Source organism: Kitasatospora gansuensis, assembly GCF_014203705.1.
Lineage (GTDB): Bacteria > Actinomycetota > Actinomycetes > Streptomycetales > Streptomycetaceae > Kitasatospora > Kitasatospora gansuensis.
Window position 1 is genome coordinate 1218777 of record NZ_JACHJR010000001.1, and the last position, 18164, is coordinate 1236940.

The window sequence follows — 18164 nt, forward strand, 5'->3', positions numbered from 1 at the left end:
AGACTGGTGGGAGCGCTCCCATAATTGGTGAGTCGGTCGGCGCCACAGGGGGACGGGATGGGGTGTGGTGGCGCATGACCAGCTCGGCGGGTGAATGACTCCCCGCATCTCAGGGCGGCCCCTGAGCTCACGGCATATCAACCCATGAAGGTGCGGAGGCGTCAAGCGTTCTGACCGACTTCAGTAACTGAACACGGCGCTTCCCATGGGAGCGCTCCCGAAACGGAGTTGACGGTGTCTCGTGAGAACCTCGGGGTCCCACCACCTCGGAGGCCGCCCGATGACCGCCCGCCCCAGGATCGACGACCGGCAGCGCCGCACCCGCCTGACGATCCGTCACCTTCTGGACCCCGCCCACCGGGCCGACTCCCCCGAGCAGGTCGCCGAGGCACTGGTGGCCCTGCACGCCACCGACCCCGCCACCGTCTTCCTGTCCACCTCCGCCCGGCTGTCCCGGCCCGAACCGGCCGACCTGGAACGGGCGTTGTACCAGGACCGGACGCTGCTGCGGATGCACGGCATGCGGCACACCCTGTTCGTCGTCCCGGCCGACCTCGCTCCGGTGGTGTACGCCTCCACCACCCGCAAGGTGGCCGAGAAGGAGCGGCGCGGGCTGCTCGCCTTCGCCGCCGAGGGCGGCTTCGACACCGGCTGGCTGGCCGAGGTGCAGCGCCGCACGCTGGCCGCCCTGGCCACGGCGGGCCAGGCCACCGGCAGTCAACTGGGCGAGCTCGTCCCCGAGTTGCGCGAGTCGATCACGGTGGCCGTGGGCAAGCCGTACGAGGCGAAGCAGACCATCGGGATGCGGCTGCTCCGGGTGCTCGGGATGGAGAACGAGATCGTCCGGGGCCGCCCGGTCGGCGGTTGGACCAGCGGGCAGCACCGCTGGGCGATCCAGGGCGCCCTGCCCGAGCTCCCGCCGGCCGAGGCCCAGGTGGAGCTGACCCGCCGTTGGCTGACCGCCTTCGGCCCCGCCACCACCGAGGACGTCCGCTGGTGGACGGGCTGGGGCGTCCGCGAGGTCAGGGCCGCCCTCGCCGCCTGCGGCGCGGTGGCCGTCGACCTGGAGTGCGGCGAGGGGCACGCCCTCCCCGACGACCTCGACCCGCTGCCCGAGCCCGAACCGTGGGCCGCGCTGCTCCCCGCGCTCGACCCCACCCCGATGGGCTGGCAGCAGCGCGACTGGTACCTGCCCGCCGCCCACCGCACCCACCTGGTCGACCGCTCCGGCAACATCGGCCCGACCGTCTGGTGGGACGGCCGGGTGGTCGGCGGCTGGGCCCAGCACGCCGACGGCCGGCTCCGCTGGGAGGCCCTGGAGCCGCTCCCCCGCGAGGCCACCGCCGCCATCGACGCCGAGGCCGACCTTCTCACCCGCCGCCTCGGCGAGGTCCGGGTCACCCCGCGCTTCCGTACCCCGCTGGAGCGCCGCCTGACAGGCTGACCCGGTCGTCGAGGCGGTTCCCGGCGCGCATGGGTGATTTCAGGTGACGGCAGTGCGGCCCCGGCGCTCGGGACCGGCACTCTGGTCACTGGACGCCCGCACCCCCACGGAGGAGAGGACGACGGATGGCCGACCGCGCACGCGATCACGCCGACCAGCTGAACGAGGCACTCGCGGTGCTCGGCATCGACTGGCACCCGGACCAGGTGGCCAGTGACGAGGTGCGCGCCGTGATGCTGGCCACCGCACTGCTGGGCGCGGCCGAGGCCCACCTGGTGGGTGCGGAGATGGCGGCCGGGCAGGCCGGTGGTGACCTGGACGCGCTCCGGCAGGCGTACGGCCCGGTGCGGGAGGAGGTGGTCGCGGCCGCGGCACCGGACGTCCCCGACCATCAGCGGCTGGTGCTGATGCTGCGCACCGGCATGCTGGTCGGCGACCTCGCCCGGGCCGCGGGCCCCGACCAGGAGCACCCGGACATCGAGACGCTGGCCGCCGCCCGGGACGCGGCCGCCTGCGCCTCCGCCCTGATCGGGTACCACTTCGCCCCGACCTTCGAACGTCAGGAGGGTCTGCCGGAGCGCGGGGAGTTCCTCGGCGTCGCCGCGGGTCTGGTGCGCAGCATCGCCGACCGCCTCGTGCGGATCGCCCGGTCGGGCCGCGCTCCCGGCTGAGCGCACCGAGCGCTCGGCCCGGAAACCGGTGGTCAGCGCCGGTGACCGGCGGGCAGCATGGGGCCCATGGTGACAGTGGGAACAGTGACGGACCAGGACTGGCAGACCCTGCGGACGGTGCGCCTGCGCGCGCTGGAGCAGAACCCGGAGGCGTTCGGCTCCACGCTCGAACGCGAGCGGGACCGGCCGGAGGAGTACTGGCGCGGCCGGATCGCGACCGGAGCCTGGTTCATCGCCCGGGACGGCTCGCACCCGGTCGGCCTGGCCGCCACCGTCGCCTCCCCGACCGGTCAGCTGCTCGTCTCGATGTGGGTCGACCCGACCCGGCGCGGGCGCGGTGTCGGCGACGCCCTGGTGGCCGCCGTGCTCGCCCGGGCCCGGGCCGAGGGGGCCGGTACGGTCTCGCTGACCGTCGGCGAGGACAACGCCGCGGCCCGGGCTCTCTACCTGCGCGCCGGCTTCCGGCCGACCGGCGAACGCGAGCCGCACCCCCGCGACCCCGGCCGGTGGCACGAGCACCTGCGGGCCCGGCTGCTGCCGGACGGCATCGAGATCTCCACCGACCCGGCCCGGCTGGACGCCGCACTGGTCCACCGCTGGCTCTCCGAGGACGCCTACTGGGCGCTCGGCCGCTCCCGCGAGAAGCAGGACCGGGCGATCGCCGGATCGCTCAACTTCGGGGCGTACGACGCCGCCAGCGGCGCCCAGCTCGGCTACGCCCGGGTGGTCACCGACCTGGCCACCTTCGCCTGGCTCTGCGACGTCTACGTCGCCCGCACCGCCCGCGGCCGGGGCCTGGGCACCGCCCTGGCCACCGCCGTCCGGGACCACCTCGCGCCGTACGAGCTGCGCCGCGTGCTGCTCTCCACCGGCGACGCCCACCAGGTCTACGCCCGGGTCGGCTTCGAGCCGCTGGCCGAGCCGGGGAAGTGGATGATGCTCGACGGCACCCGCTGAGGCGTCAGCCCGGGAACAGCCAGCGGCGCAGCACCCGGGTGGCGGCCGGGAGGGCGAGGTAGGTCATCAGGCCGCTGATCAACGGGGCCAGGATCAGCGAGCGGGCCAGCACCGGGAGGGTGGCCAGGTGCGGGGTGAGGTAGAAGTTCGCGGTGGTGGTGAGCGGGGCGATCGCCAGGGTGGAGGCGATCGCCATCTTCCAGCGCGGGGCCGGGGTGCGCCGGGCGCCGGCCGCGGTGGTGGCGAACCAGCCCTCCATGCCGAGCAGCTCGCGCCGGGCCACCTCGACGTGGTGACCGTCGGCCTCGGCGAAGCAAGCCGCCCGGGCCGGTGAGTTCTGCCAGGCGCGGAAGGCGTCGGCGTCCTGGAACGACAGCAGCAGGTGCCACGGGTCGTCCGGGCCCGCCGGGCGCAGCAGGCCGGTGCCCAGGTTGCCGGGGTGGTCGGCGGCGGCCCGCAGGATCGATTTGGCCCAGGCCTCGAACTGCCCCTCGTGCCCCGGATCGACCCGTCGGGCCACGAAGAGGGTGACCTCTTCACCGTTCCGTGCGTCCGTGCTCATGGTTCTCCGCCCCTTGCTCGGCTCGCAGCCTATGCCGAGGTGACGTCGGGGTGAACCCCCTGACGGGCGAAGATCGACTGACGGCTATTGACCGGTTCACGACTCGATTTGGCGGGTTCTGCCCGGCGCCGAGGTTTGTTCCATTGCAGACTGAGCAGGAACCTCCGGGCCTCGAATCACTAACCAAGGAATGGTGAGTCCGGTGATACCCCTACGCCCCACCGCGCCCGCGCAGTCCGCACCGCAGCAGCAAGCGGTGGAGACGCCGCTCCCACTGACCGAATCGGCTGCGCTCAGCCATCTGGCCGGAATCTGCTTCAAGATCGGACCTCCCCGGTTGATCGGGGTGGAAGCCGAGTGGTTCGTCCACGACGGCGACTGTCCGGAGGCACCGGTAGACCCGCGTCGCCTGGCCGACGCACTCTCCGCACTTCCCACCCACCAGAATCCGGGTGACCCCGCCCCGCTGCTTCCCTCGGGCACCGGGCTCACCTACGAACCGGGCGGACAGGTAGAGCTCAGCTCCCCGCCCGCCGCCGGACCCGAAGAGTGTGCCGACACCATGCTGCGGGACCAGGCCACCCTCCGCACCGCCCTCGCCGCCCACCGTCTGCGGCTCACCGGCAGCGGCACCGACCCACTCGGCCGCGAGCGTCGGATGCAGCTCGACCACCCCCGCTACCAGGCGATGGAGCAGCACTTCGACCGGGTCGGCCCGTGGGGCCGGGTGATGATGACCGGCACCGCCTCCGCCCAGGTCTGCGTGGACGCGGGCACCGGGAGCGGGACGCACGGCTTCGTCCGGCGCTGGCAGCTGGCCCACCGGCTCGGCCCGGTGCTGGTCGCCGCCTTCGCCAACTCCCCGTTACTGGACGGCCGGCCGACCGGCTACCGGTCCACCCGCCAGCTGGTCTGGTCCCGGATGGACCCGAGCCGCACCCTGGCCCCCCAGTTCGCCGGTGACCCGCGCGAGCGCTGGGCCGAGTACGTACTCGACGCCGAGGTGCTCTGCGTCCGCCGCCCGGACGGGCTGCCGTGGACCGCGCCGGCCGGGCTGACCTTCCGCGGCTGGCTGCGCGGGGCCGGCGAGCGGCCGCCGACCCTGGCCGATCTGGAGTACCACCGCACCACCCTCTTCCCGCCCGTACGGCCGCGCGGGCACCTGGAACTGCGCATGATCGACGCCCAGCCGGGCGAGGGCTGGCAGGTGCCGCTGGCCCTGGTCGGCGCGCTGCTGGACGACCCGGTGGCCGCCGAGGCCGCCGAGGAGGCGCTCGAACCGCTGGGTGCCCCGGCGTACCGGGACCGGCACCCCCCGCGTACCGAGCTGTGGCACCGGGCGGCCACCCTGGCGCTGGCCGATCCGCAGCTCCGCCGGGCCGCGCTGGCCTGCTTCGGCGCCGCCGACCAGGCGCTCGGCCGCCGGGAGCAGGCGCGCGGCGGCCCGTCCCGGCTGCGGGCACTGCTGGCCGACTTCGCCGAGCGCTACCCGGCCCGCGGGCGATGTCCCGCCGACGACCAGCTGGACGCCCTGCGCACCGGCGCCCTTCCCCATGCCCTGGAGGCCGCAGCATGCTGAACGCCGACCCCAAGCCCGGCACCGCCATACCCGGGACCGCCGTGCAAGGAACCGCCGCGCCCGGCAGCGACAACCGCGAGGCCGAGGCCGTCCGCGAGCGGATCGCCGGCGAGCTGCTCGCCGCCCGTGAGCGCACCGCCGGGCTCACCGCGCTGGACGACCACGACCTGACCGCCCAGCACTCCCCGCTGATGTCCCCGCTGGTCTGGGACCTCGCACACATCGGCAACCAGGAGGAGCTCTGGCTGCTGCGCAACATCGGCGGCCGGGCGCCGATGCGGCCCGAGATCGACCCGCTGTACGACGCCTTCGAGCACCCGCGCGCCGAGCGGCCCAAGCTGCCGCTGCTGCCGCCGGACGAGGCGCGCGCGTACGCCCACGAGGTGCGCGGCCGGGTGCTCGACCTGCTCGCCGCCACCCCAATGGACGACGAACTCCCGCTGCTCCGGGACGGTTTCGCCTTCGGCATGATCGTCCAGCACGAGCAGCAGCACGACGAGACCATGCTGATCACCCATCAGCTCCGCAAGGGCCCCGGCGTGCTGGCCGCCCCGCCGCCGCCGGTCACCGCGACCGGGCCGCTGCCCGCCGAAGTCCTGATCCCCGGCGGCCCGTTCACCATGGGCACCGACACCGAGCCGTGGTCGCTGGACAACGAACGCCCGGCCCACCAGGTCGAGGTGGCCGCGTTCCATCTGGACACCACCCCGGTGAGCAACGGCGCGTACCAGCGGTTCATCGCCGACGGCGGCTACGACAACCCGCGCTGGTGGACGGCCGAGGGCTGGGCGCACCGGCAGCAGGCGGGGCTGTCCGCGCCGCTGTTCTGGAGCCGGGACGGCGGGCAGTGGCTGCGCCGCCGGTTCGGTGCGGTGGAGCCGGTCCCGGCGGACGAGCCGGTGCTGCACGTGAGTTGGTACGAGGCGGACGCGTACGCCCGCTGGGCCGGGCGACGGCTGCCGACCGAGGCCGAGTGGGAGAAGGCGGCCCGGCACGACCCGGCGACCGGCCGCTCCCGCCGCTACCCCTGGGGCGACCAGGAGCCCACCGCCGAGCTGGCCAACCTGGGTCAGCGGCACCTCAGGCCCGCGCCGGTCGGCAGCTACCCCGAGGGCGAGTCGGCGTACGGTGTACGGCAGTTGATGGGCGACGTGTGGGAGTGGACGGCGAGCGACTTCACCCCCTACCCGGGCTTCCGGGCCTGGCCGTACAAGGAGTACTCGGAGGTCTTCTTCGGCCCCGAGTACAAGGTGCTGCGGGGTGGCTGTTTCGCCGCCGCGCCGGTCGCCAGCCGGGGCACCTTCCGGAACTGGGACTACCCGATCCGGCGGCAGATCTTCGCGGGCTTCCGGACCGCGCGCGACGGTGAGGTCGGCTGATGTGCCGTCATCTCGCCTATCTGGGTGCCCCGTTGACGCTGAACGAGCTGCTGGTGGCACCGCCGTCCGGGCTGTACCGGCAGTCCTGGGCGCCGCGGCTGCAGCAGTACGGCACGGTCAACGTGGACGGCTTCGGCGTCGGCTGGTACGCCGAGGGTGATCCCGTCCCGGCCCGGTACCGCAGGGCTGGGCCGATCTGGGCCGACGAGGGCTTCACCGACCTGGCCAGGGTGGTGCGTTCGGGCGCCGTGCTGGCGGCCGTCCGCTCCGCCACCGCCGGGTGCGCGGCGGGCGAGGCGGCCGCCGCGCCGTTCGCGGCCGACCAGTGGCTGTTCAGCCACAACGGCGCGCTGCCCGGCTGGCCGGACGGGCTGGCCGAGCTGGCCGCCCTGCTGCCGCCCGCCGAGCTGCTGCGGCTCACCGCGCGCACCGACTCCGCCCTGCTCTGGGCGCTGGCCCTGCACCACCTGCGGGACGGCGCCGGGCTGGACGAGGCGCTGACCGCGACCGTGCACGAGGCCGCCAAGCACACCGAGGGGCGGATCAACCTGCTGCTCACCGACGGCACTTCGATCGCCGCCACCAGCTGGGGCGACACCCTCTGCTACCGCACCGGACCCGATTCGGTGCTGGTCGCCTCGGAGCCCTCCGACGACCTGCCGGGCTGGCACCACCTGCCGGACCGTTCGCTGCTGCTCGCCGATCCCCGCGGCGTGACCGTCTCCTCCCTCAACTGACCGACCGAGCAAGGGAACACTGCTGTGAAGACCTACGAGCTGACCCGCCTGCTGGCCGCCGACCACTTCAGCCACGCGCTACGGCACGACGTACGGAACGGCCTGACCGCGAATCCGAAGTCGCTGCCGCCGAAGTGGTTCTACGACGCCCGGGGCAGCGAGCTGTTCGAGGAGATCACCCGGCTGCCGGAGTACTACCCGACCCGGGCCGAGCGGGAGATCCTGACCGACCGGGCCGCCGGGATCGCGGCCGCCACCGGCGCCCGCACCCTGGTCGAACTCGGCTCGGGCTCCTCGGAGAAGACCCGGCTGCTGCTGGACGCGCTGCGCGACCACGGCACGCTGCGCACGTACGTCCCGGTGGACGTCAGCGAGAGCGCGCTGGCGGCGGCCGCCGAGGCGCTCACCGTCGACTACCCGGAGCTGACCACGCACGCGGTGGTCTCCGACTTCACCCAGCGGCTCGGCCTGCCGCCGGGCGACGGCCCGCGCCTGGTGGTCTTCCTGGGCGGCACGCTGGGCAACCTGCTGCCGGCCGAACGGGCGGTCTTCCTGCGCGACTTGTACGAGGCGATGGAGCCGGGCGACACCCTGCTGCTCGGCACCGACCTGGTGAAGGACCCGGACACCCTGGTCGCCGCGTACGACGACGCGGCCGGGGTGACCGCGGCCTTCAACAAGAACGTGCTCAGCGTGCTGAACCGGGAGCTGGCCGGCGACTTCGACCCTGAGCTCTTCGACCACGTCGCCCTCTGGGACGCGGAGCAGGAGTGGATCGAGATGCGGCTGCGCTCGCGGGTCGCCCAGACCGTCAAGATCCACGGGCTGGACCTGGCGGTGCACTTCGAGCGCGGCGAGGAGCTGCGGACCGAGGTCTCGGCGAAGTTCCGCCGCGAGCGAGTGGCGGCGGAGCTGGGCGCGGCCGGGCTGGAACTGTCGGCCTGGTGGACGGACCGGGCGGGCCGGTTCGGGCTCTCGCTCTCGACCCGCTGAGTTCGACTGTCTGCGGTACCGGGCCCCACGCTCCGGCGTGGGGCCCTTTTCTGCGCGCACCTTAGCGGCTGATCACACCGGAGTGGGCGGAATTCGCTCACTCCGCGCGCCTGAAACGTCACGTCCGGTACCCATGTCGGTGGGAGGGATGTGTCCTTGATCTTCAGCCGGCTCCGCACCCGCAAGTCCGCCCCACTCGTCACCGCCACCGTCGTCACCCCGACCGCCGTGGCCTCGACCGCCGTGGTCGCCCCGGGGTGCCCGTACGCCGGCGCCCCGGCGGCACCCGGGCTGCCCGAGCTGCCCGAGCCCGCTGACGCCTCGTTGGTCGGGCAGGCCGTCGCCTTCGTCCGGCAGTTCCACCAGGAGCGGCCCGGGTCGGGCGATCCGGCGCCGAGGGTCCGTCAGGTGCTCGCCGAGATCGAGCGCACCGGCACGTACGAACACACCGTCGAGGAGCTGGCGTTCGGCGCCCGGGTGGCCTGGCGGAACTCGGCCCGCTGCATCGGCCGCCTCTACTGGCGCAGCCTGGTGGTCCGCGACCGGCGCCACGTCGACTCCCCCGACGGGATCGCCGAGCAGTGCTTCGAGCACCTGCGCACCGCCACCAACGGCGGCCGGATCCGCCCGGTGATCACCGTCTTCGCCCCCGACCGGCCCGACCGGCCGGCCCCCCGGATCGTCAACCAGCAGCTGGTCCGCTACGCGGGCCACCCGTCCGGGGAGGGCGACCCGGCCGGGGCCGTACTGGCCGCCCAGGCCCGGGAGTTGGGCTGGAAGGGAAGCGAGGAGCGGTTCGAGGTGCTGCCGCTGATGGTCCGTCGGCGGGACGGGGACGAGCCGCAGTGGTACGAGCTGCCCGAGGACGCGGTGCTGGAGGTTCCGCTCCGGCACCCGGAGCACGCCTGGTTCGCCGAGCTCGGGCTGCGCTGGTACGCGGTGCCCGCGATCAGTGACATGGCGCTCGAGATCGGCGGCATCCGGTACCCGTCCGCCCCGTTCAACGGCTGGTACATGGGCACCGAGATCGGCGCCCGGAACCTGGCCGACGCCGACCGCTACGACCAACTCCCGGTGGTGGCCGAGCGCCTGGGCCTGGACACCTCCTCGGACCGCACCCTCTGGCGCGACCGCGCCCTGGTCGAGCTGAACATCGCCGTCCTGCACTCCTTCCAGGAGGCGGGCGTCACGATGGCCGACCACCACACCGAATCCGAACGCTTCCTCAAGCACATCGCCCAGGAGGAACGGCTCGGCCGACGCACCCCCACCGACTGGAGCTGGATCGTCCCGCCCGTCTCCGGCGGCCTCACCCCGGTCTACCACCGCTACTACGACCCGGTGGAACCCGACCTCCGCCCGGCCTTCCTCCCCCGCTGAACCCCGCTGAACCCCCCTGCCCCGGGCTCCGCTGGCTAGGCTGGAGGAGACGGTCGGGAGGAGGCGCGATGTCCCGGATCGCCGTGAGGACCGCGCGCCTGACCGAGGCGCTCGCCCTCCCGTACGCCGAGGTGGGCGAGCCGGGCGGTACGCCGCTGGTGTTCGTGCACGGGTGGGCGGACAGCTGGTGGACCTTCGAACCGCTGCTGCGGCGCCTGCCCGCCGGGCTGCACGCGTACGCCTTCACCCAGCGCGGCCATGGTGACGCCGACCGGCCGACCGACGGCTACACCCCCGCCGACCTGGCCGAGGACCTGCTCGCCTTCCTGGACACCGTCGGCATCGGCCGGGCGGTCCTGATCGGCGGCTCCAGCGGCGGAGTGCAGGCCCGGATCGTGGCGGGCCGGCACCCTGACCGGGTCGCCGGCCTGGTCTTCCTGGGGGTGCCCGCCACGCTCGCCGACAAGCCGGTGGCCCGCGAGGTCCGGGCGCTGGTGCGCGAGCTGCGCGATCCGGTCGGGCGTGAGTTCGCCGAGGCGTTCAGCACCGGCCTGACCGACGGCAGCGTGGACCCGGACTTCCTGGAGACCGTGATCACGGAGAGCCTGAAGGCCCCGGCCCGGGTCTGGCGGGACACCATGCTCGGTCTCCTCGACACTGACCTGCGGGCCACCCTCGACGGGATCTCGGCGCCGACGCTGGTCGTCTGGGGCGATCGCGACGACCTGCTGCCCCGTTCCGACCAGCAGGTGATCCTGGACGCGATCCCCGGCGCGAGGCTGGTCGTCCACGAGGGCGCGGGGCACGTCGTGTACTGGGAACGCCCCGCGGACGTCGTGCGCGACATCGCCGAGTTCGCCGCTCTGGTCGGGTAACCACCCCGCGCAGTAGGTCGAACGGGGTACACCGCCGCACGTACGGCGCAGCCCCGTTCGCGGTGGCGGGCGCGGCTTTCCAGACTCGGAGCGGGGGTGAGCTCGAACTGAGAGGCATTTCCTATGAAGCTCGGCCTTCGTCGCATCGCGGTCACGGCCGCTGCAGTGTCCATCGGCCTCGGCATGGCCGCCTGCGGCAGCGCGAAACAGTCCACCGGCACCTCGACGGGGGCGGCAGCCGGACCGGTCAAGATCGGTCTGCTGCTGCCGGAGACCAAGACCACCCGGTACGAGCAGTTCGACCGGCCGCTGATCGAGGCGAAGATCAAGGCGCTGGCGCCGGACGCCCAGATCGACTACTACAACGCGAACGAGAACGCGACGACCCAGCAGACCCAGGTGGACACCGCGCTCACCAAGGGCGACAAGGTGCTGATCCTGGACGCGGTGGACTCCAAGTCCATCCAGTCCTCGGTCCAGAAGGCGCACGACGCCGGCGTCAAGGTGATCGCCTACGACCGGCTCGCCCAGGGGCCGGTCGACGCGTACGTGTCGTTCGACAACAAGAAGGTCGGCCAGCTGCAGGGTGAGGCGCTGGTCGCGGCGGTGGGCCCGAAGGCGTCCAGCGGGAAGATCATCATGATCAACGGCTCGCCGACCGACCCGAACGCCGCCCAGTTCAAGGCGGGCGCGCACAGCGCCATCGACGGGAAGCTGACCATCGGCAAGGAGTACGACACGCCGAACTGGGACCCGAACAACGCCAACCAGGAGGCTGCGGCAGCGATCACCGCGCTCGGCGCGCCGAACGTGGTCGGCGTCTACTCCGCCAACGACGGCATGGCCGCCGGTATCGCCACCGCCCTCAAGGCGGCCAGCCTGAGCGTTCCGCTCACCGGGCAGGACGCCCAACTGGACGCCGTGCAGCGGATCCTGGCCGGCACCCAGACCATGTCGATCTACAAGCCCTTCAAGCCGGAGACCGACGCGGCCGCCACGATGGCCGTGCAGTTCGCCCAGGGCAAGAGCCTGGAGCCGTCGCTCACCCCGACCACGTCGACCAACGGCAGCGGCAACTCGGTGGCGTCGAACCTGATCACGCCGGTCGTGCTGACCAAGGCCAACATCAAGACCACCGTGGTGGCCGACGGCCTCTACACCGTCGCCCAGATCTGCACGCCCGACTACGCCGCCGCGTGCACCGCGGCCGGACTCCAGTAGCCACCTCGGTCTGCGGTCACGTCAGGTCGGATCCGGTACGGGGAAAGGAAGTTGATTGCTGTGACAGGTTCGCCCGTACTGGCGCTGCGCGGGATCTCCAAGCGGTTCGGTGCCGTCCAGGCGCTCACCGACATCGAGTTGGAGGTCAACGCCGGCGAGGTGGTCGCGCTGGTCGGTGACAACGGCGCCGGCAAGTCGACCCTGGTCAAGGCGGTGGCCGGGGTCAACCAGCCGGACGAGGGCGTCATCGAGTGGGAGGGCAGGCCGGTGGTCGTCCACCGGCCGCAGGACGCCCAGCAGTTGGGCGTCGCCACGGTGTACCAGGACCTCGCGCTGTGCGACAACCTGGACGTGGTCGGCAACCTCTTCCTCGGCCGCGAGCTCAAGCGGTTCGGCGTGCTGGACGAGGTCCGGATGGAGCAGCGGTCCCGGACGCTCCTGGACACCCTGTCCATCCGGATCCCCAGCGTGCGGATCCCGATCGCCTCGCTCTCCGGTGGCCAGCGTCAGGTGGTCGCGATCGCCCGCTCGCTGATCGGCTCGCCCAAGATCGTCATCCTGGACGAGCCCACCGCCGCCCTGGGCGTGGAACAGACCGCCCAGGTCCTCGACCTGGTCGAGCGGCTCCGCGACCAGGGCCTGGGCGTCATCCTGATCAGCCACAACATGGCGGACGTGATGGCGGTGGCGGACCGGATCGCGGTGCTCCGGCTGGGGCGGAACAACGGGTTCTTCGACCGCCGGAGCACCAACAAGGAAGAAATCATCTCGGCCATCACCGGCGCCACGGACAACGCTGTGACCCGCCGTCAGGCCCGTGGCACGGAGGGCGAGCAGTGAGCGACGACGGCAACAACACCCCGGAGCCGGGGAACGGTTCGCATCGGAAACCCCTCCCCGAGGACTCGATGCCCAAGGGCGGGGTCAACGCTCCCGTCCCGGTGGCGGCCGAGGTGATCCCCGCGGTCGACCCGCGCCTGATCGTCCGTCAGGAGGGGGTGAAGGGCTACCTCGGCGAGTTCCGGCGCAGGATCAGCAGCGGCGAGCTGGGCTCGCTGCCGGTGGTCCTGGCGCTGGTCGTCATCTGGGCCGTCTTCGGCAGCCTGAACAGCAGCTTCCTCTCGGCGCAGAACCTCTCCAACCTCTCGCAGCAGATCGTCGGCACCGGCATGATCGCGATCGGCGTGGTCTTCGTGCTGCTGCTCGGCGAGATCGACCTGTCGGTCGGTTCGGTCAGCGGCCTGTGCGCCGCGATCTTCGCCGTGCTGAACGTGACGCACGGCGTCAACGAGTGGGCGGCGCTGCTGGCCGCGATTGCCGGCGGCGCGCTCGTCGGGCTCGTCCACGGCTTCTTCTTCGCCAAGATCGGCGTGCCCGCCTTCGTCGTCACGCTGGCCGGCAACCTGGCCTGGAACGGCCTGATGCTGCAGGTCCTCGGCGCCAACGGCACCGTCAACCTCTCCGGCCACGACATCGTCTCCCGGCTCTACACCACCATCTACGGTCAGACCATCGCGGCGTACGGCCTCGCGGCCTTCGCCGTCCTGTTCTTCCTCGGCGCCGCCCTGATCGACACCAGGCGGCGCCGCGAGGCCGGGGTGCCGTACCGGCCGGTCAGTGACATCGCGCTGCGTACCGCCGTGCTCGCCGTGCTGGCCTTCCTGGCGGCGTACACGCTGAACCAGTACAAGGGCCTGCCGCTGGCCCTGCTGATCTTCCTGATCTTCATCGTGGTGCTCGACTTCGTACTCCGCCGCACCGGCTACGGACGGCAGATCTTCGCCCTCGGCGGGAACATCGAGGGCGCCCGCCGGGCCGGTATCAACATCTCCTGGATCCGGATCTCGGTCTTCATGATCTGCTCGACCATGGCGGCGGTCGGCGGTCTGTTCCTGGCGGCCCAGATCCAGTCCGCCAGCCAGACCTCCGGCGGCGGCAACCTGCTGATGAACGCGATCGCGGCCGCCGTCATCGGCGGCACCAGCCTCTTCGGCGGACGCGGCAGCACCTGGTCGGCGCTGCTCGGTGCGCTGGTGATCGGGTCGATCCAGTCCGGGATGAACATCCAGGGCCTGAGCAACGCCATCCAGTTCATGATCACCGGTGCGGTCCTGCTGGCCGCGGTGGTCATCGACTCGCTGTCCCGCCGCACCCAGCGGGCGGCCGGCCGCGCCTGAGGTTTCTGATGAGGCCGTTGCACACCAGAGTCGAGTCGTTGCGGGAGTATCTGGGCGGTGCGCTGTGGGTGCTGCCCGGGGTGGCGGTGGTGCTGGCGCTGGTCGCCGGCAGCGTGCTCTCCCAGATCGACATCCCGCCGGACTCGCCGCTCGACCCGCTGGCCTTCGCCGGCACGGCGGACGACGCCCGGAACGTGCTCACCGCGATCGCCGCGACCATGGTCACGGTGATCGCGCTGGTGCTCGGCCTGACCATCGTGGCGCTGCAGGTGGCCTCCACCCAGTTCTCGCCGCGGCTGCTGCGCAACTTCCTCCGCGACCGCCCGAACCAGCTCGTGCTGGCGTCCTTCTGCGCCACCTTCGCCTACAGCACCGCCGGGCTGTACACGGTCGGGATCTCGGGCGGCATGGACGTCGAGGAGTTCCCCCGGCTCGCCGTCACCGGGGCGATCGCCCTGGTCTTCGTCAGCCTGGTGATGCTGGTGTACTTCGTGCACCACGTCGCGCACTCGATCCAGATCGACAGTGTGATGACCTCGGTCGCCGCCATCACCGCGCGGGGTGCGCAGACCCGCACCCCGCCCGGTCCCGGCACCGACCTGGCCGCCCCTCCCCCGCCACCGCACGCCGTACCGCTCACCGCGCCGCGCTCCGGCTACCTGCAGACCGTCCACCCCGACCGCCTGCTGGCGGTGGCCGTCGAACTGGACCTGGTGATCACCGTCGCGGCCCGGGTCGGCGACCACCTGGTCGCCGGGGCCGAACCGCTCGGGTACGCCTGGCGGCCGGACGGCGCACCACCCGGCGACACCGACCGGGTGACCCACGCGCTGTGGCACGCGGTGCAGATCGGCCCCGAACGCACCCTGCAGCAGGACATCCTGTTCGGCATCCGGCAGCTGGAGGACATGGCGCTCCGCGCGCTCTCCCCCGCCATCAACGACCCCTACACCGCCGTCCAGGCCCTCGACCGCCTCGCCGCCCTGCTCGCCCTGCTGGCACCCCGCACCCTCGGCGACACCCTCCACACCGACCCGGCCGGAGTGACCCGGGTGATCGCCCGCGGCCCGGCCTTCGCCGACTACCTCGACCTCGCCTGCGGCCAGGTCCGCCGCTACGGCACCGCCGAACCGGCCGTCTGCCTCGCCCTGCTCCGCCTGCTCACCGCCCTCACCACCGTGACCGACGACCCCACCCGCCGGCAGGCGATCACCACCCAGGCGGCCCTGGTGCTCGCCGACGCGGAGCACCGGATCGCCCAGCCGGCCGACCTGGTCCTGGTACGGGAGCTGGCGGCGGAACTGACCGGGAGTCAGCACGGCGGCAGCTGACGGGCATCCGGCGGGCCTGTCCGGGCAGCCGTACCTGGCACGAGTACACCGGTGGCGTACCGTCCGCGCGGAACCGCAGTCGCCACCAGTACAGCTGCCAGTAGGGCTTCTTCACGGAGGGTCAGCTCTGCCGGGCGGCGTCGGCCAGCTGATCGAACGTACGGTGCAGCACCGACCGCCGTTCCTCCTTGAACGTCGGCGAGGGCTGCAGGTTGTCGATGGTCCGTTCCCAGACGGCCATGAAGGTCTTCTTCCACTCCTCGACCACCCCGGGCTCCGGCAGGTCGTCGTCGGCGTAACCGGCCTGGGCGAGGACGTGCAGCAACTCCAGGTGGCACGGCACGGCGACACCCCAGTACTCGTCGGGTTCGAGGGCGACGGGATCGCCGGCCATCGCCTCGGCGACCTCGGTGACGAGCCGGTCGACGACGATCGACAGGTGGTCCAACGCCGCGTCGCTCTCGAAGTTGCCACTGCCCCACGTGCCCACAAGGTCTCCTCTGCATGGTGGTGCCGCTTCCTGGGGGCCCATCGAACCAGGCCGGGGTGACAGCACCTCCGCTACCCGTTCGTCTCCTCCTTCGTCAGCAGCAGGACCGAGCACAGCAGCACGGCCGTGCCCGTGGCCGCGCCGGGGGTGAGCCGTTCGCCGAGCAGGGTGGTGCCCAGGGCGAGGGCGGCGACCGGTTCGAGCATCATCACCACGGAGACGGTGGTGGCCCGGACCGCCCGCAGGGCCGAGAAGAACAGGGCGTAGGCAAGGGCGGTCGGGATCGCGCCCAGGTAGCCGAGCAGCACGACGGAGCCGGCCAGTTCCGTCGGTGCGGGCAGCAGCGGGCCGGTGGGTGCCGCCACCAGCAGCAGGCAGATCGCGCCGACGGCGAAGCCCGCCAGCGCGCGGTCGTAGGGGTGTCCGGAGCGGCCGCGGCGTGCCTCGGCCTGGGTGAGCAGGTTGATCGCGGCGGAGCCGGCGGCCGAGCCGAGCGCGCAGACGAATCCCCACGCCGGTGCGCTGCCTCCTGAGCCGTCGTCAGCACCGAAGGCCAGCAGGGTGAGTCCGAGTACGGCGAGCAGGATGGTGAGCGCGCCGCGGCGACTCACCCGCTCGCCGAAGACCACCCGGGCGCCCAGCGCGGTGAAGACCGGCCCGGCGCCCAGCGCGACGGCGGTGCCGACGGCCAGGCCGGCCAGCGCGACCGCGGCCAGGTAGCAGGTCTGGAAGACCGCCATCAGGATGCCGGTCGCCACCAGGGCGAGCGGCCGGGCGCGTTGCTCGCCGACGGTTCGCCTGATGAACGCGCGCCCGGCGAGCAGCAGCGCGGCGCCCACGGCGAAGCGCCAGCAGGAGACCGCGACCGGGCCGAGGCCGCTGGTGCGGTGGAGCAGCGCGGCGGCGGCTCCGGCGCTGCCCCAGGAGGCGGCGGAGAGGGAGATGTAGAGCAGGGGACGTACGGGTGCAGCCCGCATGGAGGACTCCGGTCGGTGGTCGCTGACGGCGCGTGGACTCGGCACGCGGGCAGCGGACACCGCTCCGGCGGCTCCCGTGAGGAGCGCCCGGAGAGGAGGAGATCCGGTGTGGGGCCGCCCGCTAGCGGGCGGGCGGAGGCAGGACTGCGAGGGAGTACGGCTTCATGGTCAGGACCCTAGTACGCCGGGCCGCGAAGATCACGGGCATTTGGCGGCGCAACGAAAACCGCTCGCGGCCGGGAGCGTCCACCGGCCAGAGTGATCCCCGTTCACCATCCGGGGAGGAATCGCCATGTCGACACTGCGGGTCACGGCCGAGCGGCTGACCATACTGACGCACCCGAACGCCGACGCACTGGAGCTGGCCCAGATCGGCCTCTACCGTGCGGTGGTCGCCAAGGGCGCCTACCGGACCGGTGAGCTGGCCGTCTACATCCCGGAGCAGGCGGTGCTGCCGCCCGCGCTGATCGAGGAGTTGGGCCTGACCGGGAAGCTCGCGGGCAGCGCCCGGGACCGGGTCAAGGCGGTCCGGCTGCGCGGCGAGCTCTCCCAAGGCATCGTCTGCCGCCCCGCCGCACTGGCCGGCACCGACCTGGCCGAGGCCGCCGCCGAGGGTGCGGACTTCGCCGAGCGGCTCGGCATCACCAAGTGGGTCCCGCCGATCCCGGTCGGCATGAGCGGCGACGTCGAGTCGGCGCCGGAGCTGCTGCCCTGGGTGGACATCGAGAACCTCAAGCGCTTCCCGGACGTCTTCGAGCCGGGCGAGCCGGTGGTCGTCTCCGAGAAGCTGCACGGCAGTTGCTGCCTCGTCACGTTCCACGCCGACTCCGGCACCGTCCAGGTCTCCTCGAAGGGCATCGGCGCCCAGGGGCTGGCGCTGCGCGAGGACGCCGGCAACCTGTACTGGCGGACGGTCCGTGCACACGGCATCCCGGCGGTGGCCGCCGAGTTGGCGGCGCTGTTCGGCGCCGACCGGGTCGGCATCTTCGGCGAGGTCTTCGGCGCCGGGGTCCAGGACCTGACGTACGGGGAGTCGGGCCGCACCGAGCTGCCCGGCTACGCGGCCTTCGACGTCTCGGCCGTCATCGACGGACAGCTGTGCTGGCTGGACGCGGCCGAACTGCTGGCCGGGAAGCTGCCGTTGGTGCCGCAGCTGTGGAGCGGACCGTTCGACCCGGAGACCGTGCTGGCGCTGGCCGACGGCCGGGAGACCTTCTCCGGGCGGGAGTTGCACATCCGCGAGGGTGTCGTGGTGCGGCCGGTGGTGGAGCGGTACAGCCCGGTGACCGGTGGCCGGGCGATCGCGAAGGTGGTCAGCGGTGCGTACCTGACCCGCAAGGGCGGCACCGAGTACGAGTGAGGCGTTAATCGGTTGCCGAGGGAGGCAACGG

General features: G+C 72.7%; 17 protein-coding genes and 1 pseudogene. 15 read left to right on the forward strand and 3 right to left on the reverse strand.

The genetic code is table 11. The features are described 5' to 3' along the window. Positions 1 to 280: 280 nt before the first annotated feature. The 4 genes and pseudogenes from F4556_RS05540 (at position 281) to F4556_RS37920 (ending at position 3072) form a co-directional block, all read left to right on the forward strand. A complete protein-coding gene (locus tag F4556_RS05540) occupies positions 281 to 1444 on the forward strand; it encodes a winged helix DNA-binding domain-containing protein (protein ID WP_184912085.1) in 1164 nt (387 codons plus the stop codon). Positions 1445 to 1569: 125 nt separating this feature from the next. After that, positions 1570 to 2115: a hypothetical protein gene (locus F4556_RS05545; RefSeq protein ID WP_184912087.1), complete on the forward strand. Its 546-nt coding sequence runs from the start codon at positions 1570 to 1572 to the stop codon at positions 2113 to 2115. Positions 2116 to 2181: 66 nt separating this feature from the next. After that, positions 2182 to 2535: pseudogene (locus F4556_RS37915) on the forward strand (GNAT family N-acetyltransferase); the annotation flags it as partial. 27 nt (positions 2536 to 2562) lie between these two features. Beyond that, on the forward strand, positions 2563 to 3072 hold the full coding sequence (locus F4556_RS37920) for a GNAT family N-acetyltransferase (RefSeq protein WP_512699293.1): 510 nt from the start codon (positions 2563 to 2565) through the stop codon (positions 3070 to 3072). Between the two features lie 4 nt (positions 3073 to 3076). Here F4556_RS37920 and F4556_RS05555 read toward each other — a convergent pair whose 3' ends face one another. Next, complete coding sequence (locus F4556_RS05555) at positions 3077 to 3634, reverse strand: antibiotic biosynthesis monooxygenase (RefSeq protein WP_184912091.1); 558 nt, start codon at positions 3632 to 3634, stop codon at positions 3077 to 3079. Positions 3635 to 3980: 346 nt separating this feature from the next. Here F4556_RS05555 and egtA point away from each other — a divergent pair, with 346 nt between their 5' ends. The 10 genes from egtA to F4556_RS05605 all read left to right on the forward strand — a co-directional run bounded on the left by egtA (position 3981) and on the right by F4556_RS05605 (position 15306). Next, on the forward strand, positions 3981 to 5213 hold the full coding sequence (gene egtA / locus F4556_RS05560) for an ergothioneine biosynthesis glutamate--cysteine ligase EgtA (RefSeq protein ID WP_376775779.1): 1233 nt from the start codon (positions 3981 to 3983) through the stop codon (positions 5211 to 5213). Next, the gene (gene egtB / locus F4556_RS05565) at positions 5207 to 6592 is read left to right on the forward strand and encodes an ergothioneine biosynthesis protein EgtB (RefSeq protein ID WP_184912095.1); all 1386 of its coding nucleotides are present in this window, start codon (positions 5207 to 5209) and stop codon (positions 6590 to 6592) included. Before egtA ends, egtB begins: the two co-directional genes overlap by 7 nt. Beyond that, entirely contained in the window at positions 6592 to 7329 is a 738-nt protein-coding gene (gene egtC / locus F4556_RS05570; protein WP_184912096.1) for an ergothioneine biosynthesis protein EgtC, read from the forward strand. Before egtB ends, egtC begins: the two co-directional genes overlap by 1 nt. 24 nt (positions 7330 to 7353) lie before the next feature. Continuing rightward, positions 7354 to 8322 carry an L-histidine N(alpha)-methyltransferase gene (egtD, locus tag F4556_RS05575; protein ID WP_184912098.1) on the forward strand — a complete coding sequence of 323 codons (969 nt, stop codon included), beginning with the start codon at positions 7354 to 7356 and terminating at the stop codon, positions 8320 to 8322. 291 nt (positions 8323 to 8613) lie between these two features. Further along, positions 8614 to 9702 carry a nitric oxide synthase oxygenase gene (locus F4556_RS05580; RefSeq protein ID WP_246511327.1) on the forward strand — a complete coding sequence of 363 codons (1089 nt, stop codon included), beginning with the start codon at positions 8614 to 8616 and terminating at the stop codon, positions 9700 to 9702. A 68-nt stretch (positions 9703 to 9770) separates the two neighbouring features. Continuing rightward, positions 9771 to 10577, forward strand: a complete 807-nt coding sequence (locus F4556_RS05585) for an alpha/beta fold hydrolase (RefSeq protein WP_184912100.1) — start codon at positions 9771 to 9773, stop codon at positions 10575 to 10577. Positions 10578 to 10700: 123 nt separating this feature from the next. Next, positions 10701 to 11798, forward strand: coding sequence for a sugar ABC transporter substrate-binding protein (locus tag F4556_RS05590; RefSeq protein WP_184912101.1), 1098 nt, complete (start codon positions 10701 to 10703; stop codon positions 11796 to 11798). A gap of 60 nt (positions 11799 to 11858) precedes the next feature. Beyond that, positions 11859 to 12638 carry an ATP-binding cassette domain-containing protein gene (locus F4556_RS05595; RefSeq protein WP_376775659.1) on the forward strand — a complete coding sequence of 260 codons (780 nt, stop codon included), beginning with the start codon at positions 11859 to 11861 and terminating at the stop codon, positions 12636 to 12638. A gap of 68 nt (positions 12639 to 12706) precedes the next feature. After that, positions 12707 to 13975 (forward strand): sugar ABC transporter permease, encoded by a 1269-nt coding sequence (locus tag F4556_RS05600; protein ID WP_184924324.1) that lies wholly within the window; start codon positions 12707 to 12709, stop codon positions 13973 to 13975. Positions 13976 to 14013: 38 nt separating this feature from the next. Continuing rightward, complete coding sequence (locus F4556_RS05605; protein WP_184912105.1) at positions 14014 to 15306, forward strand: DUF2254 domain-containing protein; 1293 nt, start codon at positions 14014 to 14016, stop codon at positions 15304 to 15306. A 121-nt stretch (positions 15307 to 15427) separates the two neighbouring features. Here the strand turns inward: F4556_RS05605 and F4556_RS05610 are convergent, their stop codons facing one another. Beyond that, positions 15428 to 15796: a DUF4259 domain-containing protein gene (locus F4556_RS05610; protein ID WP_184912107.1), complete on the reverse strand. Its 369-nt coding sequence runs from the start codon at positions 15794 to 15796 to the stop codon at positions 15428 to 15430. Positions 15797 to 15867: 71 nt separating this feature from the next. Further along, on the reverse strand, positions 15868 to 16773 hold the full coding sequence (locus tag F4556_RS05615; RefSeq protein ID WP_184912109.1) for a DMT family transporter: 906 nt from the start codon (positions 16771 to 16773) through the stop codon (positions 15868 to 15870). A gap of 292 nt (positions 16774 to 17065) precedes the next feature. Between F4556_RS05615 and F4556_RS05620 the strand changes: the two genes are divergently transcribed. Next, positions 17066 to 18133, forward strand: coding sequence for an RNA ligase (ATP) (locus F4556_RS05620; RefSeq protein ID WP_184912110.1), 1068 nt, complete (start codon positions 17066 to 17068; stop codon positions 18131 to 18133). Positions 18134 to 18164 lie beyond the last annotated feature (31 nt).

Coding starts and splice junctions, on each gene's coding strand:
- F4556_RS05615 (WP_184912109.1), bottom strand. CDS start 16,773: ATGCGGGCTGCACCCGTACGTCCCCTGCTCTACATCTCCCTCTCCGCC.
- F4556_RS05540 (WP_184912085.1), top strand. CDS start 281: ATGACCGCCCGCCCCAGGATCGACGACCGGCAGCGCCGCACCCGCCTG.
- F4556_RS05585 (WP_184912100.1), top strand. CDS start 9,771: ATGTCCCGGATCGCCGTGAGGACCGCGCGCCTGACCGAGGCGCTCGCC.
- F4556_RS05555 (WP_184912091.1), bottom strand. CDS start 3,634: ATGAGCACGGACGCACGGAACGGTGAAGAGGTCACCCTCTTCGTGGCC.
- F4556_RS05545 (WP_184912087.1), top strand. CDS start 1,570: ATGGCCGACCGCGCACGCGATCACGCCGACCAGCTGAACGAGGCACTC.
- egtC (WP_184912096.1), top strand. CDS start 6,592: ATGTGCCGTCATCTCGCCTATCTGGGTGCCCCGTTGACGCTGAACGAG.
- egtB (WP_184912095.1), top strand. CDS start 5,207: ATGCTGAACGCCGACCCCAAGCCCGGCACCGCCATACCCGGGACCGCC.
- F4556_RS05600 (WP_184924324.1), top strand. CDS start 12,707: ATGCCCAAGGGCGGGGTCAACGCTCCCGTCCCGGTGGCGGCCGAGGTG.
- F4556_RS05590 (WP_184912101.1), top strand. CDS start 10,701: ATGAAGCTCGGCCTTCGTCGCATCGCGGTCACGGCCGCTGCAGTGTCC.
- F4556_RS05620 (WP_184912110.1), top strand. CDS start 17,066: ATGTCGACACTGCGGGTCACGGCCGAGCGGCTGACCATACTGACGCAC.